29 protein-coding genes and 3 tRNA genes are annotated in these 24,249 nt (G+C 68.2%); 22 read left to right on the top strand and 10 right to left on the bottom strand.

The genetic code is table 11. The annotated features are described in order from the left end of the window. The first annotated feature begins 34 nt into the window (after positions 1-34). Entirely contained in the window at positions 35-496 is a 462-nt protein-coding gene (locus RBS60_RS08220) for a copper resistance protein CopC (protein WP_307957052.1), read from the top strand. A gap of 32 nt (positions 497-528) precedes the next feature. Here RBS60_RS08220 and RBS60_RS08215 read toward each other — a convergent pair whose 3' ends face one another. Further along, a complete protein-coding gene (locus RBS60_RS08215; RefSeq protein ID WP_307957051.1) occupies positions 529-1,236 on the bottom strand; it encodes an FAD-dependent monooxygenase in 708 nt (235 codons plus the stop codon). A gap of 307 nt (positions 1,237-1,543) precedes the next feature. Here RBS60_RS08215 and RBS60_RS08210 point away from each other — a divergent pair, with 307 nt between their 5' ends. Further along, on the top strand, positions 1,544-2,584 hold the full coding sequence (locus tag RBS60_RS08210; RefSeq protein WP_307957050.1) for a universal stress protein: 1,041 nt from the start codon (positions 1,544-1,546) through the stop codon (positions 2,582-2,584). A gap of 10 nt (positions 2,585-2,594) precedes the next feature. Here the strand turns inward: RBS60_RS08210 and RBS60_RS08205 are convergent, their stop codons facing one another. Then, a complete protein-coding gene (locus RBS60_RS08205) occupies positions 2,595-3,536 on the bottom strand; it encodes a cation diffusion facilitator family transporter (protein ID WP_307957049.1) in 942 nt (313 codons plus the stop codon). A 1-nt stretch (position 3,537) separates the two neighbouring features. Continuing rightward, complete coding sequence (locus tag RBS60_RS08200) at positions 3,538-3,912, bottom strand: metallopeptidase family protein (protein WP_307957048.1); 375 nt, start codon at positions 3,910-3,912, stop codon at positions 3,538-3,540. A gap of 61 nt (positions 3,913-3,973) precedes the next feature. On the opposite strand from RBS60_RS08200, the gene RBS60_RS08195 reads away from it, so the two are divergent. The 3 genes from RBS60_RS08195 to RBS60_RS08185 all read left to right on the top strand — a co-directional run bounded on the left by RBS60_RS08195 (position 3,974) and on the right by RBS60_RS08185 (position 4,323). Beyond that, positions 3,974-4,046: transfer RNA gene (locus tag RBS60_RS08195), tRNA-Glu, on the top strand. A gap of 81 nt (positions 4,047-4,127) precedes the next feature. Beyond that, positions 4,128-4,201 (top strand) — tRNA-Asp (locus RBS60_RS08190). A 49-nt stretch (positions 4,202-4,250) separates the two neighbouring features. Continuing rightward, a tRNA-Phe gene (locus tag RBS60_RS08185) sits at positions 4,251-4,323 on the top strand. A 462-nt stretch (positions 4,324-4,785) separates the two neighbouring features. On the opposite strand, the gene RBS60_RS08180 is transcribed toward RBS60_RS08185, so the two are convergent. Then, positions 4,786-5,025: a ribbon-helix-helix protein, CopG family gene (locus tag RBS60_RS08180; protein ID WP_307957047.1), complete on the bottom strand. Its 240-nt coding sequence runs from the start codon at positions 5,023-5,025 to the stop codon at positions 4,786-4,788. Between the two features lie 299 nt (positions 5,026-5,324). Here RBS60_RS08180 and RBS60_RS08175 point away from each other — a divergent pair, with 299 nt between their 5' ends. Both RBS60_RS08175 and RBS60_RS08170 read left to right on the top strand, forming a co-directional pair. After that, positions 5,325-5,504, top strand: coding sequence for a hypothetical protein (locus RBS60_RS08175; protein WP_307957046.1), 180 nt, complete (start codon positions 5,325-5,327; stop codon positions 5,502-5,504). Continuing rightward, positions 5,504-5,884, top strand: coding sequence for a hypothetical protein (locus tag RBS60_RS08170; protein WP_307957045.1), 381 nt, complete (start codon positions 5,504-5,506; stop codon positions 5,882-5,884). The genes RBS60_RS08175 and RBS60_RS08170 overlap by 1 nt, the downstream gene beginning before the upstream one ends. A 666-nt stretch (positions 5,885-6,550) precedes the next feature. Here the strand turns inward: RBS60_RS08170 and RBS60_RS08165 are convergent. Then, on the bottom strand, positions 6,551-8,866 hold the full coding sequence (locus tag RBS60_RS08165; RefSeq protein WP_307957044.1) for a helix-turn-helix domain-containing protein: 2,316 nt from the start codon (positions 8,864-8,866) through the stop codon (positions 6,551-6,553). Positions 8,867-9,006: 140 nt separating this feature from the next. On the opposite strand from RBS60_RS08165, the gene RBS60_RS08160 reads away from it, so the two are divergent. Genes RBS60_RS08160 through RBS60_RS08150 form a run of 3 tightly spaced genes read left to right on the top strand, consistent with a single transcriptional unit; the run spans position 9,007 to position 11,147 of the window. Next, positions 9,007-9,438 (top strand): ester cyclase, encoded by a 432-nt coding sequence (locus RBS60_RS08160; protein WP_307957043.1) that lies wholly within the window; start codon positions 9,007-9,009, stop codon positions 9,436-9,438. Then, positions 9,435-10,616 carry an amidohydrolase gene (locus RBS60_RS08155; RefSeq protein WP_307957042.1) on the top strand — a complete coding sequence of 394 codons (1,182 nt, stop codon included), beginning with the start codon at positions 9,435-9,437 and terminating at the stop codon, positions 10,614-10,616. The genes RBS60_RS08160 and RBS60_RS08155 overlap by 4 nt, the downstream gene beginning before the upstream one ends. Before the next feature lie 54 nt (positions 10,617-10,670). Continuing rightward, positions 10,671-11,147, top strand: coding sequence for an SRPBCC family protein (locus RBS60_RS08150; RefSeq protein WP_307957041.1), 477 nt, complete (start codon positions 10,671-10,673; stop codon positions 11,145-11,147). A 104-nt stretch (positions 11,148-11,251) separates the two neighbouring features. On the opposite strand, the gene RBS60_RS08145 is transcribed toward RBS60_RS08150, so the two are convergent. Further along, positions 11,252-12,655: an MFS transporter gene (locus RBS60_RS08145; protein ID WP_307957040.1), complete on the bottom strand. Its 1,404-nt coding sequence runs from the start codon at positions 12,653-12,655 to the stop codon at positions 11,252-11,254. A 119-nt stretch (positions 12,656-12,774) separates the two neighbouring features. Between RBS60_RS08145 and RBS60_RS08140 the strand changes: the two genes are divergently transcribed. Then, the gene (locus tag RBS60_RS08140; RefSeq protein WP_307957039.1) at positions 12,775-13,341 is read left to right on the top strand and encodes a TetR/AcrR family transcriptional regulator; all 567 of its coding nucleotides are present in this window, start codon (positions 12,775-12,777) and stop codon (positions 13,339-13,341) included. A gap of 78 nt (positions 13,342-13,419) precedes the next feature. Here the strand turns inward: RBS60_RS08140 and RBS60_RS08135 are convergent, their stop codons facing one another. Next, complete coding sequence (locus RBS60_RS08135) at positions 13,420-13,806, bottom strand: hypothetical protein (protein WP_307957038.1); 387 nt, start codon at positions 13,804-13,806, stop codon at positions 13,420-13,422. A gap of 196 nt (positions 13,807-14,002) precedes the next feature. Between RBS60_RS08135 and RBS60_RS08130 the strand changes: the two genes are divergently transcribed. The 11 genes from RBS60_RS08130 (at position 14,003) to RBS60_RS08080 (ending at position 21,596) form a co-directional block, all read left to right on the top strand. After that, complete coding sequence (locus RBS60_RS08130) at positions 14,003-14,452, top strand: Asp23/Gls24 family envelope stress response protein (RefSeq protein ID WP_374049250.1); 450 nt, start codon at positions 14,003-14,005, stop codon at positions 14,450-14,452. Further along, entirely contained in the window at positions 14,449-14,640 is a 192-nt protein-coding gene (locus RBS60_RS08125; RefSeq protein WP_307957037.1) for a hypothetical protein, read from the top strand. The genes RBS60_RS08130 and RBS60_RS08125 overlap by 4 nt, the downstream gene beginning before the upstream one ends. A gap of 89 nt (positions 14,641-14,729) precedes the next feature. After that, the gene (locus RBS60_RS08120; RefSeq protein ID WP_307957036.1) at positions 14,730-15,098 is read left to right on the top strand and encodes a hypothetical protein; all 369 of its coding nucleotides are present in this window, start codon (positions 14,730-14,732) and stop codon (positions 15,096-15,098) included. After that, positions 15,091-15,678, top strand: coding sequence for a DUF6286 domain-containing protein (locus RBS60_RS08115; RefSeq protein ID WP_307957035.1), 588 nt, complete (start codon positions 15,091-15,093; stop codon positions 15,676-15,678). Before RBS60_RS08120 ends, RBS60_RS08115 begins: the two co-directional genes overlap by 8 nt. After that, complete coding sequence (locus tag RBS60_RS08110; protein WP_307957034.1) at positions 15,675-16,319, top strand: hypothetical protein; 645 nt, start codon at positions 15,675-15,677, stop codon at positions 16,317-16,319. The genes RBS60_RS08115 and RBS60_RS08110 overlap by 4 nt, the downstream gene beginning before the upstream one ends. 142 nt (positions 16,320-16,461) lie before the next feature. Further along, positions 16,462-16,743, top strand: a complete 282-nt coding sequence (locus tag RBS60_RS08105) for a hypothetical protein (protein ID WP_307957033.1) — start codon at positions 16,462-16,464, stop codon at positions 16,741-16,743. A gap of 219 nt (positions 16,744-16,962) precedes the next feature. Further along, positions 16,963-18,261: an ABC transporter substrate-binding protein gene (locus RBS60_RS08100; protein ID WP_307957032.1), complete on the top strand. Its 1,299-nt coding sequence runs from the start codon at positions 16,963-16,965 to the stop codon at positions 18,259-18,261. Between the two features lie 137 nt (positions 18,262-18,398). Continuing rightward, positions 18,399-19,349, top strand: coding sequence for a sugar ABC transporter permease (locus RBS60_RS08095; protein ID WP_307957098.1), 951 nt, complete (start codon positions 18,399-18,401; stop codon positions 19,347-19,349). Positions 19,350-19,386: 37 nt separating this feature from the next. Next, positions 19,387-20,232, top strand: a complete 846-nt coding sequence (locus RBS60_RS08090) for a carbohydrate ABC transporter permease (protein WP_307957097.1) — start codon at positions 19,387-19,389, stop codon at positions 20,230-20,232. Continuing rightward, entirely contained in the window at positions 20,229-20,531 is a 303-nt protein-coding gene (locus RBS60_RS08085; protein ID WP_307957031.1) for a hypothetical protein, read from the top strand. Before RBS60_RS08090 ends, RBS60_RS08085 begins: the two co-directional genes overlap by 4 nt. Positions 20,532-20,582: 51 nt before the next feature. Beyond that, positions 20,583-21,596: a LacI family DNA-binding transcriptional regulator gene (locus RBS60_RS08080; protein ID WP_307957030.1), complete on the top strand. Its 1,014-nt coding sequence runs from the start codon at positions 20,583-20,585 to the stop codon at positions 21,594-21,596. A 35-nt stretch (positions 21,597-21,631) separates the two neighbouring features. Here RBS60_RS08080 and RBS60_RS08075 read toward each other — a convergent pair whose 3' ends face one another. The 3 genes from RBS60_RS08075 to nadE form a co-directional block, all read right to left on the bottom strand. Continuing rightward, on the bottom strand, positions 21,632-22,465 hold the full coding sequence (locus RBS60_RS08075) for a hypothetical protein (protein WP_307957029.1): 834 nt from the start codon (positions 22,463-22,465) through the stop codon (positions 21,632-21,634). 37 nt (positions 22,466-22,502) lie between these two features. After that, positions 22,503-23,315: an exodeoxyribonuclease III gene (locus RBS60_RS08070; RefSeq protein WP_307957028.1), complete on the bottom strand. Its 813-nt coding sequence runs from the start codon at positions 23,313-23,315 to the stop codon at positions 22,503-22,505. Positions 23,316-23,380: 65 nt separating this feature from the next. Beyond that, a complete protein-coding gene (nadE, locus tag RBS60_RS08065) occupies positions 23,381-24,226 on the bottom strand; it encodes an ammonia-dependent NAD(+) synthetase (RefSeq protein WP_307957027.1) in 846 nt (281 codons plus the stop codon). Positions 24,227-24,249 lie beyond the last annotated feature (23 nt).

The raw sequence follows: 24,249 nt of genomic DNA, 5'->3' as shown, positions 1-24,249 counted from the left end.
TGTTCTACAAAGGGCCCAAATCTAGGCTTGTGTGATGCAGATCCTTCGGCGCGTCCGGTCGGTGCTGAGGCCGTTGTCCGCGCTGGCGGCCGTCGGCTTCATTCTCGTTGTCCCGGCCCCCGCCTTCGCCCACGACGCGCTGGAAGGTTCGGCGCCGGCGTCGGGCGGATATACAGCGGTCTGGCGGGCGGTCTCCACGGACTCGCACCCGATCGAGGACACCCCCGGCTTCACCGTCACTTCGGGAAGCACCTCAAGCACGACGCCGGCCTCCCCGCCCGGGGCATCGACCTCGCCGTCCGTCGGGCCCGGGATCCAGGCGTCGCAGCCCGGGACCGCCCAGACGCCGCCAGCGGCCCCCGCCGCGCAGGGCGAACCGTTTCCGTGGGCAGTGGTGGTGTTCGCGGTCGTCGCGATCGGGCTGCTGGCCGCACTCGGCGTCGGGGCCAGGCGCCGCTTCCTGCGCGGGGAGGATGGCGGCCCCGGGCAAGGCTGACCCGCGGGGCCGCTTGCGTCAGGCCCGTCGCGTCAGGCTGGCTGAAGCCCGGGGCTGGCGCCCTGAGTCCCGTGTTCTGCCACCACGTGTTCTGCCACCTCGCGTTGTGCCACCTCCGTGGCCACGTGCTTCGCCTGCCGGAGAACCTCGCGCGTACTCGGCGCCGCGAGGCCAGTGATGCCCACGAGGTACAGGCCGATCTGGGCGAGGGCCTCGAGCAGGTGGTCGCCGAGGGAATAGCCGAGGTCGGCGAGGAATCGGCGGAGCTGGTTGTGCGCGCACCGCGTGAGGATCACGGCATCCGCGAACACCACGCCGTCGTCGGTGCGCACCGCCCAGCGCGCAGGAGCGGCGGCGGCCGGCCCTTCGACGAGCGCGAGATGGCGGGCCACGACGTGGTGACGGACATCGAGTCCGTGGCTTGTGGCGTACTTGCGGAGGTGGCGGAGCACCTCGAGGTACTCGGCCGATTCGGAACTCGCGAGGTCGGCGACGCGTAGCGCACTCGTTGCCGTGGAGGGGGAGGAGCTCTCCAGCCCGTCAACGGTGACGGTCCGGATCCCGTGCCGGTTGAGCTCTGCGGCCACTGCGAGGCCCGACAGCCCGGTGCCGATCACGATGGCGCTGGTGGACTCGACGCCGTTACCGCTGCCGCGACTGCTGTCCGCCCCAGATGCCGACGGACCGTGCGTCAGAGCGTCGACGGCGAGACTCTCCTGATGGCGCGGCGGTACAGACACGAGCTAGTCCTCCTGCGGAGTTCACGGATGGTTGCTGCTCGCGTGTTCCCCTCAGACTGCTCGCAGAACATCGGCCGATCCGAAAGCTTCCTTCCAGATCGACACGGACGATTGAAACCCTACATAAAATCGGGTGCTTTGGGTAGGCCGCCTCCACAGTCCGCAAAAGACCCTTCGAGACCCCCATCGAGACCCCTTCATGACACCCTCGGAGACCCGCCGCGCGGAGGCTTGACCACCCCCTGAAACCGGGGGACATTGGCCATGAGGGGCCGCGTTAGGCTCGCAGCGTTTGGAGGAGGTTGCCATGGAAGAGCGGCTTCAACCGCAGGGCGGCACGGCCGGGCAGGATCCGGATCAGGCCGACCTTCCCACCGGGATCGTGGTGGGCGTCGACGGTTCCGACCATGGGCGCTGCGCCCTCGCATGGGCCGCACGGGAGGCCAAGCGGCGCGGCCGCCCGCTGCACGTCGTCACTGCCTACAGCGTTCCGCTCTTCGCCGCATCCGGCCTCGACGGAGGCTACGCGAGCTTCGACGACACCGTGATCCGTGACGGCGCCGAGGCGGTCCTCAAGGAGGCCCTCTCGAATCTGGGCACGGTCGAGGGCGTCGAGATCACCTCCTCGGTCGAATCAGGCGATGCGTCGGGCGTCCTGCTCGAGTTCTCCAAGGCAGCCGAGCTCCTGGTGTTCGGCACGCGGGGCCGGGGCGGATTCGTCGGGCGGCTCCTCGGATCGGTCTCGAGCGCGCTCCCCGCCCACGCCCACTGCGTCACCGTCACCGTCCCTCTGCGCTTCGCCGAGCGGCTCGGCGAGGCGATCGGCGACAAGTACGTGGCCGCCGAGCAGGCCAAGGAGGGCAGGGCACCCGTCGAAGACGTTGTGGCGGTGGGTGTCGACGGCTCGGACCAGGCCCGCAGGGCAGTCCTCGTCGCGGCCGAGGAGGCCATGTTGCGGGGCGTGCCGCTGAGGGCAGTATGCGCGGTGCCGCAATTCAGCGGAAGCCTCGCCTGGGTCCCCGCGCCCGTGGACCGTGAGCAGCTGTTCGAGGACATCCGCGGCCAGCTCAAGGCTGGTGTGGCCTGGCTGCAGAGCCACTTCCCGGACCTTGAAGTGCAGACGAGTCTCGTCGACGGAGCGCCCGTCGACGTCTTGGTTGACGTCTCCCGGACGGTAGAGCTCCTGGTGCTCGGTACCCGTGGGCGTGGCGGCTTCACCGGGATGCTGTTGGGCTCGACGTCAGACGGTGTGCTGCACCATGCGAAGGGCCCCGTCATGGTGGTCCCGGACCAGGCCGACGAGCGGCTGGCGGATCGGCCGTCCTTCGGGCCGATGCTCGCAACCTGAGCGGCCTGGGCTAGGCGTGCTGCTCGGGCTCGTGCTCCCGGTGTGAGGCCGGCTCGAGCTGGAACGTGCAGTGTTCGGTGTCGAAGTGCTCGCCCAGGCACCCCTGCAGGCGGTCGAGCACGTGGTCCATCCCCTCAGCGTCCAGCACCGAGTCGTCGACGACCACGTGGGCCGAGAAAACCGGCACCCCAGAGGTGATGGTCCATGCGTGGATGTCGTGGACGTCGACCACTCCCGGCGCCGAGAGGACATGCTCCCGGATCGTCTCGAGGCTCATGCCCTTGGGCGTTGCCTCGAGCAGCACGTCGACGACGTCGCGCAGGAGGGACCATGCGCGCGGCACGATGAACACCGCGATCGCGAGAGAGGCAAGGGCGTCCGCTTGCACCCACCCCGTCAGGACGATCACGACCCCTGCCACGATCACCGCAAGCGATCCCACGAGGTCGCCGAGCACCTCCAGGTACGCCCCGCGGACATTGAGGCTCTCGCGGTGTGCGCCGTGCAGGATCAGGAGTCCCGCGATGTTCGCGGCGGCGCCGATCACCGCGCCGGTGAGCATCGGCGTCGTCTGCACCTCCGATTCGCCCTGGAGGCGGCGGACGCCCTCGACGAAGATGAAGACGGCCACCACGATCAGCACGAGGGCGTTGCCGAGGGCCGCGAGGACCTCCGCCCGCTGGTAGCCGAACGTGCGGTGGTCGGTGGCGGGACGCGCGGCGATCCACGCGGCGGTGAGGGCGATCGCGAGGCCCGCGGCGTCGGAGAACATGTGCCCGGCGTCGGCGAGCAGCGCGAGGGATCCGGAGACGAGGCCCGCCACGAGCTGTACCACGACGACGCCGAGCGTGATCGCGAGGACGAGCAGCAGCCGGCGCCGGTGCCTTCCAGTAGCGGTAGAGGCCCCATAGTCGTGTGAGTGTCCGTGGGAGTGGCTGTGATCGTGGCCCATGTCAGCCCCACCCCAGCTCGTGCAGGCGGGCGTCGCCGATCCCGAAGTGATGGGCGAACTCATGGACCACGGTCACGAGGACCTCCTCGATGACGTCCTCGCGGGTTTCGCAGATTTCCAGGATCGACTCGCGGAAGATCGTGATGCGGTCAGGGAGCGAGCCGGCGGCGTACCACTCGCCTCGCTCCGTGAGGGGGATGCCCTCGTAGAGGCCCAGCAGCACGGTGTGCGGATCCTCATGGGCGTGCGGGACGTAGTGGTCCTCAATGAAGACGGCCACGTTGTCCATGTGCTTCGCGATGCTCCTCGGAATCTGCTCGAGGGCGGCGTCGACCGCAGCCTCGAACTCGTCCTCGCTCATCCACGCCGCATCCATGTCTCAACTCTACTGATTTGTCTCGGCGCGCCGGCTCGCCCTATAGTTTGATGGTCTACGCGCCCCCATCGTCTAGTGGCCTAGGACACCGCCCTTTCACGGCGGCGACACGGGTTCGAATCCCGTTGGGGGTACGCACGGATTGGATTTTGGAAGGCCCCGCGCGGTCTGCTAGGATCTTAGTCTTGTGAGCGGGGGTGAGACCCCCAAATCAAGGCCCTGTAGCGCAGTTGGTTAGCGCGCCGCCCTGTCACGGCGGAGGTCGCGGGTTCAAGTCCCGTCAGGGTCGCTACGGCGACATGACTCCGGTCAGTTGCCTTTCGATGAGAGATCATCGAGGCTCTGTAGCTCAGTTGGTAGAGCGTTCGACTGAAAATCGAAAGGTCACCGGATCGACGCCGGTCGGAGCCACTAGGAAGAACCCCCTGCATCCCGCGGAAACGCTGGGAAGCAGGGGGTTATTGCGTTTTCGGGGCAACGTTCGGTTCACCGGTGTCCGCTTGATTAAGGGAGATTCCGGTAAGCGGCTCTGGTGGGCCCTTGGTAAGAGAGCCCTGCTCTCGCAGGAGGCACTGATCGCCCCGTTGGACGCGAAGCGGGTACGAGTCGTCAACAGGGCCATTCACTCTCTCACCGGGGAGACGCCGCTGAAGATCGAGCGCGCTGCACTCGCAGCGGACACCGCTATGAGGGTGAACCCGGGGAGGTGAATGGTGATTAGGGGCCACCTCCGGGGGGTGCGGCCAGCCGATGAGTGCGAACCTAACAACAGGCAGGCCTCTCCGAGTTCTCCCGCGATTCCGGAGAGGTCTGCACAGCTGGACAGACCAAGCGAGAATGACGAGGGCGAGCCTTGCGGTTCTCCGATCTGATCTACATGAGTACAATTTCGCTTCGGTTCTTGCCGTCTCTGTCCGTGATCACGAGAATGCGGTCATTCTTGGTCTCACCCCAGACAAAACGGTAGAGGGCAATCGCGCGGCGAACCACTTCTGTGATGGAGTATCCGCCGCGTTCGGCTACCTCTCGGAGCTCCCGGGCGGTCTTCTCGTTCATGTTCACGTTGAGGCGAACAAGCTGCTGTTCTGCAGCTGGGGCTTGTGTGGTGGGCATTATCGACTTCTTCTTCCTTGGCCGCAAGTTTGAGTGGTGGGCTTCCTGGCGCTGCGATGGGCCGTGTAGCCAGTTACACATCTCATCTGCATGATGTCAACACCTTAGGTGCACGTTCTATGCCCGACCCCTGCCCTCTGGCGCTGTCGCTTCCGGCCGAGATGGAGTCTAGGTGACTCTAGTGCGCAGAGGTGACTCTAGTGACAGATGATGCACAGAACCCGGGCTGACCCCCGGAGAAAGCGGGGGGCTCCTTGACTCTCAGCCCAGAGGCGGACGCTGAGGAAATCAGCGCCCACATGTCCGAGCTCCTCCAGAGTCTGGCTGTCTATGGGTGGACGGTCTCAGTGACCAAGGACGGCGAGGCCGCAACGCGCAATCCTGACGGTTCGCCCGAGCCTACTGAGGGCGAGGATGAAGAACCCGGCAGCGACGACACCTTCGACCTGCGGCGGATCCCCGATGAGAAGGATTGCTGATGACTGGGGAGGCGCCCGGAACGGAGGGGCGCGGCGGCGGTGACTTCATTGAAGACGTGATTCCCGGCTCTGGCGATGCGGCATACTTCAGTGAACGTAGTACTCCGCGTACCGCCGACACCCTGGATGTCAGAAGGAGCAAGGCGCACCCAGCCAGTATGCGCCGGTCTCTCGCCTTGCCAATCATGTGGTTCTTGCTGGGCTCATATGGGGTCACGATGGGTGTGTTCCTAGTGGCCCGATTCATACCCCACGATCCTGCCCTCTTCGGGTCAGCAGACCTGTCGGCTGCCATTGCTGGGGTTTCGGGTCTGCAGGGGCTAGCGGCTGCAGTGGTCGGCTTCTACTTCGGATCCAAACAAGACGACGATAAGATGTAGTCAGCGCCGCGGTCCACCCCAGGATGAACCCGCACGACGGTTTCAGCTGGCTTGGCCTCCGGCCCGGCACCGCGGACGCCGCAAGGCAGGGTCTGGCCTGTGCGGCGATCCTTGGGGTGTGGGCTCTGAGAGCCCCAGACATGGCGAGATAGAGGCTGTCAGCGATGGTCAGCGCCTCGTTCAGCCCCGGCGGCATCCCCCGCCTAGCTAGAGGAAGTTCGTCCGCGTCTGCCGGCGCCATGAGCGGATCGTACTGTCTGGCCGGTCGACGGCATCGACAGCAAGATCCCACCATCTGAGAGCGGTGCGCAGGGGAAGTTGAAGGAGTCGACTACCAAGCGTGGTGCCAGGCGCGACGACGTGATGTCGCGGAGGAGTGTCCCTGCCTGCTCGTGGGCGAGGCTTTCGAAAACGAGGTTAACTGTGAAGTTTGAGTTGACCGTGTGCCATGGGTGAATGCTGAAGGCGTCGGTGGCAGAGAGAAGGACGATCCTCCTCAGGATTGCGCTCTCGATGTCCACGCCGGCCGTCAACTCCGGGTACGGCTTCACGAAGACCCGCTCTTCGTTCGTCCAGTCGGAGGGCTCGCGGTGTCCGGGCAGGACCCCAGCACACGCTGGGGTCCTTCCGCTTTCCTGCCACTCCGGATTCAGGGCCAATCCGCATTCAGGGCCACGCTAGAATCTCGGGCCAGTCCAGTCCCTCTTCCGCGGCCACGTCGGGCGCACTCCCCTCGGCCCACCCCGCCTGATACTCCGCCGATTCACGCAGTGGCCCGAGATGCCGTTCGGTGAGGATCGCGTCAAACGGGTGCTGGACTACTCCCAGAGATCGGCGCACGACGGCGGCCCTCGTCTCTAGTGCGCCGGCTCGCCTCCCGTCGTGGCCGACTGCGGCGAGGTGGGCAAGGGCGGAGAGCGTCTCGGCAAGGCCGAAGCGGTCCTCAGCTTCGTGGACGGTCCGCAGGCTCTCCTCCAGGAGTCTGCGCGCGGGCGCTACCTCTCCGGCGAGGACCTGCACGGCGGCGAGGTGGCGGAGCGCCCGTGCCCGGTACGTCTCGTCCCCGAGGGCCGCGAACCTGTCCCGTGCCTCGGCAAAGCGCTGTGACGCCTCAGGGAGGCCTCCGGTATGCGTGAGGCCCACGCCGTCGTTGAGGGTTGAGATGGCAACAAGCCATGCGATGTGGCGATGGCCGGCCAGGCCATCCGCCGCGGGCTGGCCCGCGGCCCGGCCTTCTTCCGAGGCTGGCGGGTCGGCGGCGAGGATGTGGGCGGCCTCGAGGGCCTCGCCGAGGAGCCTGGCCGCGTCGTCGAGTCGGCGGTCCGCGAGGGCGACCATTCCCGTGAGGGTGAGCGCGTTGCGCCGCTCGGAAGTGCTGCCGCTCGCGGCGGCGAGCCGCGCGAGGGACGAGGCATGGATCCTCGCCTCGGGGTAGTCCCCCTGGAGGTACGCGAGCCAGCCCGCGCCCCAGTGGGCGCTCGCGCGCAAGGAGGGGTCGGCGTCGTGCGCTGCGGCCAGCGCCGAGCGGATCCACGCCCGACCTTCGGCGAATCCACCGTGCCAGAGCCAGAACATCCATAGTGCGGCCGCGAGCCGGAGGGCCTTCTCGCCGCGCTCGGAATCTTCGAGCCACCGGAACGAGATCCGGAGGTTGCCGAGGTCCGCCGCCATGTCCTCGTGCACGTCACGTTGGCCAGCCCTGCGCATGGCGCCCGCCGACGACTCGGCAGCGGCGAGGAACCATGCGGCGTGCTGATCGCGGACGGTGCGTTCGATGCCCTCGTCTGCGAGCCGCGCGAGCCCGAACTCCCGCACCGAGTCGAGCATCGTGTAGCGACCGTGCGGGTCGGACGGATCGGGCGCCGCCACGAGGCTCTGGTCGACGAGCGTGGTGACCTCAGGCAGTGGGTCCTTGGACAGGAGCGCCCCCGCTGCGGCGAGCGTCCACCCGTCGAACAACGCCAGGCGGGCGAGCGCCGCCCGGGCCGCGCCGTCGAGGAGCCCATAGCTCCAGGCCACCGTTGATTCGAGGGTGCGGTGCCGCGCGTCGTCGTCCACGGAGCCGCCGGTGAGCACGCCGAGTTGGCTGCCGAGCCGGTCCCGGAGATCGGCGAGGCCGAGATGGGCCACGCGGGCCGCCGCGAGCTCAAGCGCGAGCGGGACCCGTTGGACGCGCTCGCAGATATCCGATACGAGCGCACCTGAGCGGGCCAGGTCAACCCCGGGCCGTGCCGCTACGGCCCGGTCGGCGAAGAGCAGCGCGGCCGCGGCGGCATCCAAGGGTCCGAGGGGGCAGAGCCGCTCGCCGCCGAGCCGGAGGGGAGACCTGCTCGTCGCGAGGACCGTGAGGTTGGCGCAGCGCGCGAGGGCCTCTGCGACGAGCGGCGCTGCCTGCGGCACGACCTCGAACGTGTCGCAGACGATGAGCAGACGGCGTGCGCCGATCGCGGTGCACACGACGTCGGCGGTCGAGCCGTGCGCCGCATTGGCCCCGAGTGCCGTGGCGATCGCCAGACCCGCCGATTCGGCATCGTGGCAGCTCGCGAGCTGGACGAAGGCGACGCCGTCCGCGAACGACGCCGCGGCCTCGCCGGCCGCCGCGAGGGCGAGCCGCGTCTTCCCTACTCCGCCGGTGCCGGTGACCGTCACGAGCCCGGGCCCGGCCAGCAGTGCGGTGAGCGCCTCCAGCTCTCGGCCGCGGCCCACAAGCGCCGTGCGGGGCGCCGGGAGCGGGCCGAGCACGCCCCGGGCGGAGCGACCCCGGGCCACACCTGCGAACCGCTCCCGAACAGCCCCCGCGAGCCCGAGCGCATCGGCGAGCCGCGCCGTCGTGTCCGGGTAGAGGCGGGTCCGGAGGCCGCGCTCCGTGTCGCTGACAGCACGGATGCTCAGGCCCGCGCGCTCGGCAAGGCCCTCCTGGGTAAGCCCTGCCGCCGTGCGCAGCCGTCGGAGTTCGGATCCCAGTCCGGTGTCCGCCGCCATGGCGCCGCCCTTCGTCCCTCCAAGGGTAGGACCGGAGCCAGCGGCCCGCACTCGGTGGTCAAGTCGGTGGGTTGCCATCGTGTTCGCCGCCCCGACCCGCGCTGACACTGAAGTCACACCACTAGGAAAGGACGGACATTATGTCTACCGAAACGTCACGCGGGCTTGTCGGACGGTTCTACGAGGAGGTCCTCAACGGACGCCGCCTTGACGTGATCGACGAGATCGCGGTGGGGGACTACGCAGAGCACGATCCGCTGCCCGGTCAGGGCGACGGCCGCGACGGCCTCCGCAACCGCGTGTCCATGCTCGTGACCGCCCTTGACCCGCACTTCGCGGTCGAGGACGTCATCGCCGAGGGCGACCGCGTCGTGGTGCGCTGGCGCAATCAGGGCACCCAGGTCGAGCCGTTCCTCGGGCTGCCGGCCTCAGGCAAGTCGTTCGAGATCGCCGGGATCGACATCTACCGGGTTCAGGACGGCCGGCTCGCCGAGCACTGGCACGTGATCGATCAGTTCGGGATGCTCATGCAGCTCGGGTTCATTCCCGCACCGGAGCCGGCTGCGCCATGAGCGTGGCCACGGGACGCCTCGCGGCGGGCGCGGATCGCGCGCTCGCCGCGCTCGAGCCCGAGCTGATCCGGTGGCGCCGCGAGATCCACGCCCACCCCGAGCCGGGTTTCGAGGAGCATGCTACGGCCGAGCTCATGGCCGCCAGGCTTGGGGGCCTCGGGCTAGCGGTCCGCACCGGGATCGCGGGCACCGGGGTCATCGCGGACCTGGACGGCGCGCTCCCGGGGCCGCGCGTCCTCCTGCGTGCCGAGCTTGACGCCCTCCCGGTCCGCGAAACCACCGGTCTGGAGTTCGCGGCCGATGGGCCGGCCGGTCACCTGTGCGGCCATGACGCACATCTTGCCGCGCTCGCGGGCGTCGCGAGCGTCCTCGCCGCGCGCCGTGAGGCGCTGCCCGGTTCGGTGCGCTTCTGCCTGCAGCCCGCCGAGGAGCTTCTCGCAGGCGCGGCGCCCATGGTCGCAGCCGGGGTGCTCGACGGCGTCGGCATGGTCGTCGGTGCGCATGTCCTCTCCGGCGTCCCTTACGGGACCGTGTCGGCGAATCCCGGCACGGTCCTGGCCGGCGCGGACTTCTTCCGGCTCGTCGTGGTCGGCGGAGCAGGCCATGCGGGCACGCCGGGCCAGTTCTCGGACGCGATCCTCGCCGCGGCGCACGTCATGACGGCGCTCCAATCAGCCGCGGCGCAGGAGACGCCGATGGGCGAGGCCCTCGTCGTCGCCATCGGCTCGGTGCGCGCCGGCACAGCGGCGAACGCTGCCCCTGAGGACGCGGTCCTGCTAGGCAACCTCCGCTGGTTCGACCCAGCTCTCGGGGAGTACGCACGCCGGCGAGTGGCCGAGGTCGCGGCGGGCGTCGCCGGGGCGCTGGGCTGCTCAACACGTCTCGAATGGACAGGCCACGCTCCCGTCCTGGCCAATGACGCCGCCCTCGCGGCCACCGCTGAGGCCGCGATCGGCGCCGCCGGTCTCGCCACCGTCGTGCATGCTCCGCCGCTCTCGGCGAGCGACGACTTCGCCGAGTTCTCAACCCGCGTGCCGGGCGTCTTCCTCGGGGTGGGGTGCGGCACTGGGGCCAGCGCGCCGCACCATCACCCGATGTTCGCGATCGATGAGCGGGCGGTGCTGCTGACCGCCCGGGTCGAGTGCCGCGTGCTCCTCGCGCTGCTCGGCACGGCCTGAAGACCCGGGTCTTACGCCCGTGGTGGGTGGGCCGAGGCCTGAGTAGGTTCGAAGGTGAACCTTTCGATTGAGGAGGATGTCATGGGCCACATCAAGGTGAGCATGCCGATCGATGCGCCGGTCGAGCGCGTGTACGAGATCGCATCCGACCCCCACCGCTGGTCGTCCTGGTGGGTGAATCTCGGCGATGCCGAGAAGGTCGAGGGCGACGGCGGCGAGGGGACCGTCGTCGAGCACAAGTACCTCATGGCGGGTATCCCGTTCCACGTCACCACGCACGTGCTTGAGAACGGCCCGCTGCCGAACGGCGGCAAGCGCATACGCCTGCGCTTCGACGGCCCGCTCAACGGCTCCCAGGTCTGGGACTACGAGCCGACCGACACGGGCACCCTCGTGACGTCGGAGATCGACTACAACGTCCCGGGCAGCGTTGTCGGAAAGTTCGCTGACGAGCTGCTCATCGAGCGGATCCAGGAGCGGGCCCGTCACCAGGGCCTCGAGAACCTGAAGCTCTTGGTCGAGGCGGGCTGAGCCCGCCGCCTCCCCGCGACCGTCGCCACGGGCGGTCCCCACGGGCGTGCGCCCCCGGCCCAAGGGCGGCGGGGACGCAGGGCGGGCATCGCCGTCGTGCGCGGCTACGCCGACGCCCGCCGCCTGAAGGCAAGCCCCGTGGCGGCCGCGAGTGCGAGCGCCGAGAGGACCGCCGCCGAGACAAACCCGGCGCGCCCGCCCACGAGGAAGTCCCCGGGGACCGCGAACGCCGCGAACGTCGAGGCGACGATCGCGAGGCCAACGGCGCCGCCGAGCTGCTGCATGGTCTGGAACAGCCCGGAGGCGGAGCCTGCGTGCTCGGGCTCAACGTCCCTCAGCGCGAGGGACGTGAGCGGCATGAACGTGAGCCCGGCGGAGATCCCCGTGAGGAGGAGCGCGCCGATCACGACGCCGAAGGGCGTCTGCGAATCCAGCTGGGTGAGGGGCAGGAACCCGACCACGCGGAGAATCGCACCTCCGAGCACGAGCCGTTCGGCGCCGAAGCGCTCCACGAGGCGCGGAATGACCCGCGACATGACGAAGATGCTCAGCGGCATCGGCAGGAACACGAGCCCCGTCACGAGCGGCGTCAGGTGCAGGACGTCCTCGAGGTACTGGACCATGAGGAAGAACATCGCAAGCATCCCGCCGAACGTGGCGGCCATCGCGGCGAGTGCGCTGAGCCGGCTCGCGCTGCGGAGCAGACGCGGCTGCAGGAGCGGATGCTCCACGCGGAGCTCGGTGAAGGCCAGGGTCACGAGGAGCACGACGCCGAGCGCGAGCCCGCCGATGGTGCGGGCATCAGTCCAGCCGTAGTCCGCGGCCTGCAGAAGTGCCCACACGATGGCGACGGCGCCGCCGGTCGCCGTCACGGCGCCGAGCGCGTCGAACCGGCCGGACCGACGCGGCGTCTCCTGGACGAAACGGGGGACCGCCAGAAGGATCGCAATGCCGATCGGCACGTTGATGAAGAGCGTCCAGCGCCAGTTGGCCGCGTCGGTGAGGATGCCGCCGAGGATGAGGCCGAGGGCTCCTCCCATGGACGCGATCGCGGAGAAGAGGGCGAGCGCACGGTTCCGTGCGCCGTCGTCCTTCGCGTTCGTCGTGATGAGCGCGAGGACGTTGGGGGCGGCGAAGGCCGCGCCGAGACCTTGGAGGGCACGGGCCACGACGAGCAGGAGCGGTGAGGTGGCAAGCCCGCCGAGCAGCGAGAACACCGTGAAGGCGGCAACCCCGAGCAGGAACGTGCGGCGCCTGCCGATGACGTCGCCGATGCGGCCGCCGAGGAGGAGGACGCCGCCGAACGCGAGGGCGTAGCCGTTGAGGACCCAGCTGAGGTCGGCGCGGGAGAAGTGGAGATCCGAGGCGATATGCGGGAGGGCCACGTTCACCACCGTGCCGTCGAGGACGAGCATGAGCTGGGCGAGCATGACGAGCCAGAGGCCGGTGTTGCCGGCCGTGGCTGTGGTTGGCGCGGGAGACACGCGCAGTGTTGTTGAGAGAGGCATCGGGGAAGTGTCCTGTTCTGGCCTGTGGGCTGACGTACACTAAGAGGAGAGTAGCTCCGGTTAGAACTATACGGAGAGACTCTCCGCTTTGCAACCTCTCATGGGAAGGTGTTGTGACCGTGCGTGCCGATGCCCGCCGCAACCGCGATCGGATCGTGGAGATCGCGCGCGCCCTGTTCAAGGCCAAGGGCTTCAACGACGTCTCGATGGACGAGGTCGCGAAGGCCGCCGAGGTCGGCGCCGGCACCCTCTATCGACACTTCCCGACCAAGGAAGCGCTGTATGACGCCGTCCTGGAGGCCTGGGCGGAGCGGGTCAATGCCGCCGTCGAACGGGCACTCGGGCTCGACGCACCCGCCCGTGAGCGACTGCTGAGCTGGTTCACGGACTACGTGGAGCTCCTCAACGGGCACAAGGGCGCTGCCGCTCGGATCACTCTCGCCCTCGGGGACCCTGGGTCTCCCTTCGCCGCCAAGTGCACGCGGTACCTCGGCGCCAATCAGCGGGTCATCGACGAGCTCGGACCCCTCCTGCGCCCGGGCGTGAGCGCGATGGAGATCTCACGGCTCGTCGGGGCCGTGGCCTCCGTGGCGGATGCGAGCGGGCTGTCCGAGACGGACCTCGCGTCCATGCTCGGAGTCGTCGCCGACGGGATCGTCGCGCCTGCGGACCTGCCGCGCCGCTAGGCTGGCCTTGCCCTGAGCCGAAGGTTCACGGCCGTCCGATCCTCTTGACCCTTGACGGATGGCATGTGCGCATGCCGGTTAGGCCGTGAAGTCCAGAGCCGCATGCCCGAGGCCGTGCTCGTCACAGCGGACCGTGAGGAGCACGAGGTGGGCGCCCCTGTCGCGCGAGGTGAGCGCGATGCGGAAGGTGGGAGCGCCGCCGTCGTGCTTCACCCCCGCAATCTCGGGAGGTTCGCCCCCTCGGAGGACCACGAGTACGGAGCAGCTTTCGGCGGGCACATTGCGGGGTCGCACGGCCGCGGTTCCGGGGGCCGGAGGTGTGGGCGCATCCAGCGAGTACGTCTCCATGAGCGCGAGCGTCAAGCCCTCGAACAGCTCGAGGAGCTCAGGGGGGAGCGGTTGGATGGGCAATCGCTCGAGGCGCCACCCGCCATCCGCCCACGCGTCAAGGATCGGGTCCCTCAACACAGCATCCTCCTCGCCGTGCGTCCGACTCCCCAGCCCGGCCATGGCGCATTGAATCTCAGGTCATGCTGGCACACGGGCCAGTCGGCCGGAAGAGCGCGTGCAGTGTGAGCGGTGCGTACTAAGGTAGTGCGCGTAGGCGTCCCGCCGCTGGTGCCCGCGTCGGCACGGGCGGGCAACGACGAGGGGAGGCGCGGTGACCCAGCAGGCAGGCCCGTTCGGGGACGGTGCCGCGCGCTCAGACGAGTACGCCGTGGCGGCCACTGGCAGGACAGTCGTCCATGAGGCGGCCGTGGCGAAGGTTGCCGCGGCGGCCGCACGTCAGGTGCCCGGTCTCCACTCGCTCGGGACCACGCCGTCCCGCGCACTCGGTGCCATCCGAGGTGCTGTGGGCCAGAACCCGGGCGACAGCGCCGCTGGGGTCCGGGTGGAGGTCGGCCAGAAGCAGGCCGCCATCGACGTCACGCTCGTGGCCCAGTACGGCATCCCCCTCCAGGATCTGGCGGATAGGGTCCGGGCCGCGGTGTACCGCGCGGTCGAGGCGCTCACCGGCCTTTCCGTCATCGAGGTCAACGTCGAGATTGCCGACGTCTATATCGGCGAGGCACGGCAGGGCGCCAAGCCGTCCGGAATCGAGGTCCAGTGAATCTGACCATAGTGGGTGCGGGCGCAGGCGCGTTCCTCGCCTTCATGTCCTTCCAGTTCGGCCTCTGGGGCTTTCTCGGCTCCCTCCTGTTCATGGTTGTCGGCGCGGTCCTCGGCCGGGCCGCCGACGGCCGGCTCGACTTGCGGCGCGTCTGGGAGGCTCTCATCGGGCGGCGATCCTCCTCGTGATCCCCGTTCCCGATTCCAGTGGCGAACCCGGGCGCCTGCCAGCCCCGCCCGCACGCTCGCCGGGCCGTGCCCTCGCGGGGCTGAACCGCGTGAGCACGCAGGCCCTCACGACGCTCGCGCAGGCCGCCGCGGCGGCGGAGCTCGGCGTGCGGCCAGCCGACGTGCGGGCTGATTGGTCGGACGACGCCGGCCTGCTCGCCCTCCGCGTCGTCGCGCCCGTCGCGATCCCGGACCTCGCAGACGTCTCGGGGCCAGCCGACATGCTCAGGTGGGGCGGAAGCGTGTGGGAGCGCGCGGCGTCGGCCAAGGCCCGGATCCTCGAATCCGTCATGACACTCAGCGGCGCCACGCTCTCGCGCGTGGACATCCGTATCTCCGGCGTGCGAGTGGGGAGGCCGGTACGCGGTCTAGCCCTCGGCGGCGGGACGAACCCTGCACGGGAGGCAACCCGTGGCTGAGAATTCTGCGCACGGGCTCGATTCCGCGGTGCGTCGCGAGATGAGCTCCTCGCGGGCCTACCTCGCGGGGTTCATCGCGCTGATCGTGGCCGCGGCGTGCGCGTATCTCCTCCTCGAGTCCACGCTCCAGGCGGTCGGACAGCCGGCGTGGCTCATCGACCCCGAATCGGCGGCCGAGTGGACCGCTCGGCTTCCCGAGGGCACCAACCAGGGCCTTCTGGGACTCGTCGGCGCCGTCGTCGCGATGGCCGGTCTCGCCCTTGTCATCGTCGCGGTACGGCCGGGGCGCCGGGGGCGCCGCTCCCTCCCCGGACGCCGGGTCGCTGTGGTGGTCGACGACGAGGTGCTCGCCTCTGCGCTGGCCCGCCGGGCGAGGGCGGCCGCAGTCGTGCGTCCCGAGCAGGTGACCGTGGTGCTGAGCGATCGGGAGGCGACGGTCAACGTCCGCCCGACCTCGGGCCTCCCCGTGCGGGGTGAGGACGTGCTCGCGGCGACCGAGGCCGAACTCGTGCGGCTCGCACCCGAGCCGTACCCGCAGCTCCGCGTCCGCGTCGAGGGCACCGGGGTGATCGGCGCGTGAACGGAACGCCGCGGACCCTCAACCGCGTTCTGATCCTGCTCTTCGGGCTGCTCGTCCTGACCCTCGGCATCGTTCTGGTGCTCCTCGCGAGTGTTCCCGCTGCCGGGACGTGGTGGCGCAGCTGGGCGCCCACGGCGGCAGAGGCCGTCGGGGCGGTCTTCCAGGGGTCGCGGGTGCCGGGAACCAGCGTGTCCTGGCTGTGGCTGCTCATGACGGTTGCTGCGGTCGCCGTCGTGCTCCTCATGATCTGGTGGGTCGCACAGCAGGGGACTGGACGGCGTGACCTTGTGGCCTCGACCGGACCCGACGGCGGTGCCCGGCCGGGCGGCGAGTTCGCGGAAGGCGAGGTTCCGGGACGTGTGAGCATCGCTGCGACCGCCGTCGAGCAGGCCATGCTTGCGGCGCTCGCGCCACGGAAGGACGTTCTCGGCACGAGCGTGGCCGCGGTCGAGTTCGAGGGACGGACCGCGCTGAAGGTCCGCCTCGTTGCCCGGCAGGGGGCCGATCCCGCTGCGCTTGCCGCTGCTGTCGAAGGGCTCGTGGACCGGTTCGAGATCGTGATGGGCGTCTCTGTCCCGGTCCTCGTGCACATTACGTCCGGCGCGCGCTCGAGATTCAGCCGGGCCGAGCGAGTCCGCTAGGAGTGCGGCTGGCCCGCTTTGGCCTTGGGCCGGATGGGCGCCGAACCGCTTGTGTGGGCATGGGCATGCGCCTACGTTGATGCGTGGGGCGCATTCTCGTCCACTCGAGCCGGCTCGGCCGGTCCTGACAGGGAGGGTACACATGAGTGAGAACCACGGTTTCGACGGCGCGAAGGACGGCTTGGACGCCGCCGTGGAGAAGGGCAAGGAGATCGCGGCAGACGCAGCCGAGAACGTCAAGGAATTCGCGAGCGATGCGACCGAGAACGTCAAGGAATTCGCGAGCGATGCGACCGAGAACGTCAAGGAGTTCTTCTCGGGAGACGTTGGCCAGCACGCCAAGGATCTGGCCGAGGACGTGACGGAGAACGTCAAGGGCCTCGGATCCAAGATCACCGGGATCTTCAAGGGAGACAAGGCCTAAGGGCCCTTCTGACCTCCCCATCGACTCACACAGGCAGGGCGTCCTCATGGAGGGCGCCCTGCTGGCGTTTCCCGGCGGAAGGGCCAAAGGTCACGGAGAGGAAACGATCTGCGTAAGCGCTTGCACCTCCTTGTGGTGCGACCTAGTGTGATGCTCACCACAGATCAATCGGGCGGTGACGCATTCTGCACGCCGCCTTGACCGACTCAGGAGTCGAGCATGAGAAACCGCAAGTTCTCCAGGTTTGCCCCTCCTCTCGCGACTGCGAGCGTCCTGGTCCTGGCACTCTCTGCCTGTAGCGGCGGGTCCAGCGGGGGCAGCGGGAGCACGAGCGGCGGCGACGCCGCCAGCAACGTCGACGGACGCGGCCCCATCACCTACGTCCAGGGCAAAGACAACTCCGATGTTGTCCGCCCGCTCGTCGACAAGTGGAACGCCGCCCACGCGGATCAGAAGGTCACCTTCAAGGAACAGTCCGACTCGGCCGACCAGCAGCACGACGACCTCGTGCAGCACTTCCAGGCCAAGGATGCCAACTACGACGTCATGAGCGTCGACGTGGTGTGGACCGCAGAATTCGCGGCCAAGGGCTGGCTGCAGCCGCTCAAGGACAAGACGGCCCTCGATACCTCAACCTTCCTGCCGGCCACGGTCAAGGCCGCTACGTACAACAACACCCTGTTCGCCGCGCCCGTCTCGTCCGACGGCGGCCTGCTCTACTACCGCAAGGACCTTGTCCCGACGCCTCCCAAGACGTGGGACGAGATGATGGGCATGTGCTCCATCGCCAAGACGAACAACATGGGCTGCTACGCGGGCCAGTTCCAGAAGTACGAGGGGCTCACGGTCAACGCTGCTGAGGCCATGAACACGTTCGGCGGCAAGATCGTCGACGATTCCGGCAAGGCCACGGTGAACTCGTCTGAGTCGAAGACCGGGCTCGGCAAGCTCGTCGAAGCATTCAAGAACGGCAACATCCCTCCCGAGGCCATCACCTTCAAGGAAGAGGACAGCCGTACCGCGTTCCAGGACGGGAAGCTCCTGTTCCTGCGCAACTGGCCGTATGTCTACAACCTCGCCTCCAAGACTGATGGATCGTCCAAGGTCGCTGACAAGTTCGGCATCGCGCCGCTTCCCGGCATGAGTGGCCCGGGCGCCTCGTCGCTCGGTGGCCACAGTGCGGCTATCAGCGTCTACTCCAAGAACAAGGCCACCGCGCTGGACTTCCTGAAGTTCCTCACGAGTGACGAGGAGCAGAAGTTCTTCGCGACCCAGGGTTCGCTTGCCCCGGTAATCGGCAACCTGTACAAGGATTCGGCCCTGACAGCCAAGCTGCCGTACCTCCCCACCCTGCTGACCTCGATCCAGAACGCCGTGCCGCGTCCCGTGACACCGTTCTACCCGGGCGTCACGAAGGCCATCCAGGACAACAGCTACTCGGCCCTCAAGGGCGAGAAGTCCGTGGATCAGGCATTGACCGACATGCAGTCGGCACTCGTCGCGGCAGGCGCCAAGTAACCGTTGCGGAAGGGCGGTCCGGCGCCTGCGGGTGCCGGACCGCCTGCCCCTGACGGACACTGAGAACAGGAGTCATCATGTCCACTGAGGTCCCATCACGGCCCTCTGAGAAGACCGCGCCGAGTGGAGTCCATCAGATGCCCGGCCGGGAGAGCGCTGACCGCAAGCAGGTGACCCAGGGACGCTGGGCCTCCATGCTCCTGCTGCCGACGCTCATTCTCCTGGCGATCGTGATCATCTACCCGGTCGTCAACGCCATCATCATGTCCTTCCAGAAGGACGCGGCCCTCAACCCGACTACAGGCCTCTTCGAGGAGGGCGGTTCAGCCGGATTCAGCAACTATTCCGATTGGCTGTTCCAGCAGTGCAGCGGCCAGTCGTGCCCTCCGGGTACGCTCGGCTCGCAGTTCTGGAGCTCGATGGGGACCACGTTCTTCTTCGCGGTGGTCACGGTGGCACTCGAGACCGTGATCGGCTTCTGGATGGCCATCATCATGGCGAGGGTCTTCCGTGGTCGCAGCGCCGTCCGCGCCGCCGTTCTCGTGCCCTGGGCCATCCCGACCGCAGTAACGGCCAAGCTGTGGTTCTTCATCTTCGCGTTTGAGGGCATCGCCAACAAGCTCTTCGGCACCCAGATCCTCTGGACCGGATCAGAGTGGCCCGCAAAGTGGGCCATCATCATCTCGGATGTCTGGAAGACCACCCCGTTCATGGCCCTGCTCATCCTCGCCGGGCTCCAGCTCATCCCGGACGAGGTCTACGAGGCCGCGAAGGTCGACGGCGCCAGCACCTGGCAGCGCTTCACCCAGATAACGCTCCCGCTCGTCAGGCCCGCGCTCATGGTTGCGGTCCTCTTCCGCGCGCTCGATGCGCTGCGCATGTTCGACCTGCCGTACATCATGACCCAGGGTGCGAACAACACGTCGACGCTCTCGATCCTCGTGGTCGATCAGATCCGCCAAGGGTTCAACAGTGCCGCCGCGCTCTCGACGATCACCTTCCTAGTGATCTTCATCGTCGCCTTCATCTTCGTCCGCTTCCTCGGCGCCAACGCCGTGGGCGCGGCGACCTCCTCGGGAAGGAAGTGACATGGCAGCCACCGCCACGCTCCCGCGAACAGCGACGATGCCTGTGCGCCGCAAGAAGTTCGATTGGGGGCAGGTCCGCACCTACGTCTCCGCTGTAGTGATCCTGGTCTGGTGCCTTGCTCCGGCCTACTGGATGATCGTTACTGCGTTCCGCGACACTGGCTTCACGTTTGACCCGTCCATCTGGCCCACGCACGTCACGTGGGACAATTTTGCGACCGTTTTCGACGAGAACCTCGGCAACCACTTCGGGAGGAATCTTCTCAACAGCCTCCTCGTCGCGGGTGTGACCACGATTGTGGCCCTCGTGGTCGGCGTCTTCGCCGCCTACGCCTTGGCGCGGTTGAACTTCCGCTTCAAGTTCGCCGTCATGGGCTTCATCCTCGGGGCATCGATGTTCCCGGGTGTCGCCATCGTGACGCCGCTCTTCCAGCTCTTCACGAACATCGGCTGGATGGGCACGTATCAGGTACTCATCATCCCGAACATCTCGTTCGTGCTCCCGCTCACCGTCTACACGCTCACCTCCTTCTTCCGTGAGATGCCGTGGGAACTCGAGGAGTCTGCACGCATTGACGGATGCACCCAGGGGCAGGCGTTCCGGAAGGTCATCCTCCCGCTGGCCGCACCCGCTACCTTCACGACGGCGATCCTCGCCTTCATCTCGGCCTGGAACGAGTTCCTCATCGCGAGCCAGCTCTCCTCGGACTCGACCCGCACCGTGACCGTGGCGATCGCGTACTTCGCCGGGGCGCAGCCGCACCAAGAGCCGTATACAGCCGTCATGGCAGCCGGGACTATCGTCACCGTCCCGCTCGTGATCCTCGTGCTGGTGTTCCAGCGCAAGATCGTGGCCGGTCTGACTGCCGGTGCCGTGAAGTGACGGAGCACCACACGGAACAGCGTCGTCGGTTACCCTGGGGCCCGTTCGCGGTCGGTGGTGCGGCATATCGCCGCTCCGCCGACCACCGACGGGCGGTCATCGAGCAGTTCGAGATCTTCATCGGATTCCTCGGATTCTGGGCACTCGTCCTCCTGGTGGCGACTGTGTGGCTCGAGGTGACGGGGCAGCCAGCCCTCGGGTGGGCGCTCGGGCTGGCTGGTGTGCTTGCAGCGATGGTCGGCTTGTGGGCGCTTCGGCGGAGAACACTGCGAGGCTCCAAGGACGATCCCGAGCGTTAGTCCGTGGCAGCCCTTTGTGCGTGTCCGCGTCCGAGGGCAACGGAGAGGATCATGGTAGGGATCGATGATGTCGCCGCCGCAGCAGGGGTCTCGACGGCCACGGTTTCTCGGGCCATCCGCGGCCTCCCCCGCGTCTCGCCCGCGACGCGTGCCAAGATCCTCGCGACGGCTGAGGATCTCGGGTACGTGCCGTCGTCGGCGGCATCTCGGCTTGCGACCGGAAAGACGCGGACGATCGGTGTGCTCGCGCCCTACGTGGACCGATGGTTCTTCGGTAAGGCGATCGCCGGGGTCGATCAGGAATTGCACGAGCGCGGCTACAACCTCTCGCTCTTCAACCTGGGCGGCCGGATTACCCCGCGTGAACGCCTCTTCAGCCGGTCCATGGTGCATAAGCAGATCGACGCGCTCCTCCTCCTGTGCATGTTCCTCCATCCGGAAGAGATCGACGACCTCCATGCGATTGACATGCCACTCGTCGTGGTCGGCGGACCCGTGCGGGGCTGCTCGAGCGTGGGCATCGATGACTACCTGGCCGCTCGGAGCATCACGCAGCACCTCATTGGGCTCGGGCATCGGCATATTGCCCTCCTTCACGGCAGCGGCGATGCGGAGCTCAACTTCTCCGTTCCCAAGATCCGCGTCGAAGGCTTTCACGACGCCGTGCACGACGCCGAGCTCGAACTCAATCCCGACGCCGAGTTCTTCGGCAATTTCACGGTGGAGAGCGGCGTTGAGGCGATGCGCCGCTTCATGGAGCTTCCCGAGCCGCGGCCGACGGCCATTGCCTGCGCCTCGGACGAGATGGCCCTCGGCGTGCTCTTCGAGGCCCGGCGCCACGGCGTCCGGGTGCCCGAGGACCTTTCGGTCGTGGGAATCGACGGGCACGAGATGGGAGCCTCGGCGGGGCTGACGACTGTGTGGCAGGACCCGACGTCACAGGCACGTCGTGGAACGCAGATGCTGCTCGCCGAAATCGGTGGCGAGATCGGCGCAGTGCACTCCGAGACCGCCGTGCAGCGGCTCATCGTCCGGGAGTCAACCGCACCGCCGGCCGCCTTCTGAGGGTGCCCCGTCTTGCCGGTGCCCTGCCCAGCGCCCTAGGAAGCGCGGGCCAGCTGGCGGATAGGGATCCACCGGGAGGCGAGGCGCCGGTAGGCGGCGGCCGCCCCGGTCATGTCCCCCTCGGCGAGGCACTCGATACCCAGGAGGACGTCACTGGGCGAATCGTCGGGGAAAACCCGATCCGCGACCTTGCCGTAGTCGAGCTCGATCACGGAATCGGGGTGGAACTCCTCGAGCCACTCTGTGAGAGACGTGAGCTCGTCGAGCAGGTTCATCTCGGGGGCCGCGAGGGCCAGATTCGCCACTGCGAAGCGGGCCCGGCTGATGGCCTTGGCCCAGCCGACGGTGATCCGGACGGTCACCACGTGGTCATTGTCCTCGACGACCACTGTGGGGTCGCCTTGGTGGAACAGCACGAACCAGCTGAAGGGGATCCCCCAGAGCGACTCGCGCGTGCTGATGCGCGGCGTTCCGGGATCCTCGGCAAGACGGTCGACCCGCTCCTGGTGGCGGGCGCGCGCGATCTCCGGAAGGAGAACCGAGGCGAGCGGACCCGGGGCCGTCGTGAGCACCGATTCGGCGGCGAGGCCCGAGCGGAGCACGAGCTGTGACGGACAGTAGAGCGTGTGCCCGTCCACCGTGAGGGTGCGGGTGAATTCGGCACTGCCGTCAGGGAACGGGTCACCGGATGCGCTGACGATGCGGCGCAGCGTGTCGTCGGACTCGGCTTTCTCGAGGTCCTCGCGCCCGTTCTCCGTGAGCCCCTGCTCGATCCGCGCCCGCGCCTCGGCGGTGAACGCAGACAGGGGCTCGTAGACGCGCAGCCGCGATGCGAGCGGGCGTCCCGTGCGGCGGTGCCCGGCGCTCATCCCGACCCGCTCCGGGATGGTGGGGGAAGCGCGGGGGTCACGGCGTGTCTGCCAGGTCCACGATGACGGGCGCGTGGTCCGAGGCGCCCTTGCCCTTGCGCTCCTCGCGGTCGATGAGGGCGCCCGTTGCCCGCGCGGCGAGTGCGGGGGAGGCCAGCACGAAGTCGATGCGCATGCCCTCTTTCCTGGGGAAGCGCAGCTGGGTGTAATCCCAGTAGGTGTAGACGCCCGGACCGGGGGCGTAGGGGCGCACGATGTCGGCGTACCCCGAGTCCCCGAACGCGCGGAACGCGTCCCGCTCGGGCTCGCTCACGTGGGTGAGCTGCTCGCGTCGGAAGTAGTCGATGTCCCACACGTCGTCGTCCTGCGGCGCGATGTTCCAGTCGCCCACGAGCGCAATCTGCGCCTCAGGGGCACCGGCGAGCCACTCGGCGGCGTGGCCGTTGAGGACCTTGAGCCACTCGAGCTTGTAAGGCATGTGCTCATCGTTGAGGGCGCGGCCGTTGGGGACGTAGAGGCTCCACACGCGCACTCCCGCGCATGTCGCAGCTATCGCGCGGGCCTCCTGGGCGGCGTTGTCGCCGTTCTTGCCGAACGAGGGCTGGTCAGGGAAGGTGCGCTCAACGTCATCAAGTCCCACTCGGGAAGCGATCGCGACGCCGTTCCACTGGTTCAGCCCGAAGTGCGCCACCTCGTACCCGTTGCGCTCGAAGAGCTCCCACGGGAAGTTCTCGTCCTTGCACTTGGTCTCCTGGATCGCGAGCACGTCAACGTCGCTGCGCAGGAGCCAGCTCTCAACACGGTCGGCGCGGGCGCGGAGGGAGTTCACGTTCCAGGTAGCAAGCTTCACGGTGCCCACGCTATCAATCCTGCCGGGAGGCCGACACCGGCCTGCCGCCCGACGCCGCGTGGGGCCTACCGCGACCAGGCGTCGGCACCCTCGCGCCACCACGTGTCGAAGATCGTCACCGGCGTGGCGCGCTTGTGGCGGGTCACGAGATACCGCTTCTCGATGGCCTCTGCGACGGAGTCCGAGACATCCTTGCCCTCGAGGTAGTCGTCGATGTCCTCGTACGTGATCCCGAGTTCGTGCTCGTCGGTGCGTCCGGGCTGGAGGTCGAGCAGGTCCGCCGTCGGAACCTTCTGCCAAATCCGCTCGGGAGCCCCGAGATGCGCGAGGAGCTGGCGGTTCTGGCGCTTGTCGAGCCCGAACAGCGGCAGGACGTCCGCGCCTCCGTCGCCGTACTTAGTGAAGAAGCCCGTCACGGACTCTGCACCGTGGTCGGTGCCGATCACGAGCAGGAAGCTCTGTCCCGCGAGGGCGTACTGCGCGATCATCCGCGAGCGGGCCTTGATGTTCCCGCGGTTGAAGTCGCTGAGATCCTCGCCGGTGGTCGCAGCGTACTCCTGCTGGAAGCCGTCCACAGCGGGCTTGATGTTGAACGTCCACTGGGTCTTGGCCCGCACGAACTCGAGGGCGGCCACCGCATCGTCCTCATCGTGCTGCACCCCGTACGGGAGGCGGACTGCCACGAAGTCGGCGTCAGTCCCTTCCTCGGCGAGGGACTCGACGGCGAGCTGCGCAAGGCGCCCCGCGAGGGAGGAATCGAGTCCGCCGCTGATGCCGAGCACGAAGCCCTTCGCGCCGGTCGCCTTGAGGTAGTCCTTGAGGAAGTCGACGCGGGCAGCGACCTCTGCCGCCGGGTCGATCTCGGGCTTGACGCCCATCTCCTCGATGATCTTCGCCTGGAGTTCGCGCATGGGGCTAGCGTAATGCAGACGGG

Source organism: Sinomonas sp. ASV486 (assembly GCF_030908215.1).
In the GTDB taxonomy this organism is placed as follows: domain Bacteria; phylum Actinomycetota; class Actinomycetes; order Actinomycetales; family Micrococcaceae; genus Sinomonas; species Sinomonas puerhi.
The sequence above is the reverse complement of the archived record's forward strand: the minus strand, read 5'-3'. Positions and strand labels throughout refer to the sequence as shown.

Coding starts and splice junctions, on each gene's coding strand:
- RBS60_RS08090 (WP_307957097.1), top strand. CDS start 19,387: ATGCCTGTGCGCCGCAAGAAGTTCGATTGGGGGCAGGTCCGCACCTAC.
- RBS60_RS08205 (WP_307957049.1), bottom strand. CDS start 3,536: ATGGGCCACGATCACAGCCACTCCCACGGACACTCACACGACTATGGG.
- RBS60_RS08160 (WP_307957043.1), top strand. CDS start 9,007: ATGTCTACCGAAACGTCACGCGGGCTTGTCGGACGGTTCTACGAGGAG.
- RBS60_RS08145 (WP_307957040.1), bottom strand. CDS start 12,655: ATGCCTCTCTCAACAACACTGCGCGTGTCTCCCGCGCCAACCACAGCC.
- RBS60_RS08170 (WP_307957045.1), top strand. CDS start 5,504: ATGACTGGGGAGGCGCCCGGAACGGAGGGGCGCGGCGGCGGTGACTTC.
- RBS60_RS08200 (WP_307957048.1), bottom strand. CDS start 3,912: ATGGATGCGGCGTGGATGAGCGAGGACGAGTTCGAGGCTGCGGTCGAC.
- RBS60_RS08220 (WP_307957052.1), top strand. CDS start 35: ATGCAGATCCTTCGGCGCGTCCGGTCGGTGCTGAGGCCGTTGTCCGCG.
- RBS60_RS08075 (WP_307957029.1), bottom strand. CDS start 22,465: ATGAGCGCCGGGCACCGCCGCACGGGACGCCCGCTCGCATCGCGGCTG.
- nadE (WP_307957027.1), bottom strand. CDS start 24,226: ATGCGCGAACTCCAGGCGAAGATCATCGAGGAGATGGGCGTCAAGCCC.
- RBS60_RS08100 (WP_307957032.1), top strand. CDS start 16,963: ATGAGAAACCGCAAGTTCTCCAGGTTTGCCCCTCCTCTCGCGACTGCG.
- RBS60_RS08180 (WP_307957047.1), bottom strand. CDS start 5,025: ATGCCCACCACACAAGCCCCAGCTGCAGAACAGCAGCTTGTTCGCCTC.
- RBS60_RS08105 (WP_307957033.1), top strand. CDS start 16,462: ATGAGTGAGAACCACGGTTTCGACGGCGCGAAGGACGGCTTGGACGCC.
- RBS60_RS08165 (WP_307957044.1), bottom strand. CDS start 8,866: ATGGCGGCGGACACCGGACTGGGATCCGAACTCCGACGGCTGCGCACG.
- RBS60_RS08080 (WP_307957030.1), top strand. CDS start 20,583: ATGGTAGGGATCGATGATGTCGCCGCCGCAGCAGGGGTCTCGACGGCC.
- RBS60_RS08210 (WP_307957050.1), top strand. CDS start 1,544: ATGGAAGAGCGGCTTCAACCGCAGGGCGGCACGGCCGGGCAGGATCCG.
- RBS60_RS08095 (WP_307957098.1), top strand. CDS start 18,399: ATGCCCGGCCGGGAGAGCGCTGACCGCAAGCAGGTGACCCAGGGACGC.
- RBS60_RS08175 (WP_307957046.1), top strand. CDS start 5,325: ATGTCCGAGCTCCTCCAGAGTCTGGCTGTCTATGGGTGGACGGTCTCA.
- RBS60_RS08155 (WP_307957042.1), top strand. CDS start 9,435: ATGAGCGTGGCCACGGGACGCCTCGCGGCGGGCGCGGATCGCGCGCTC.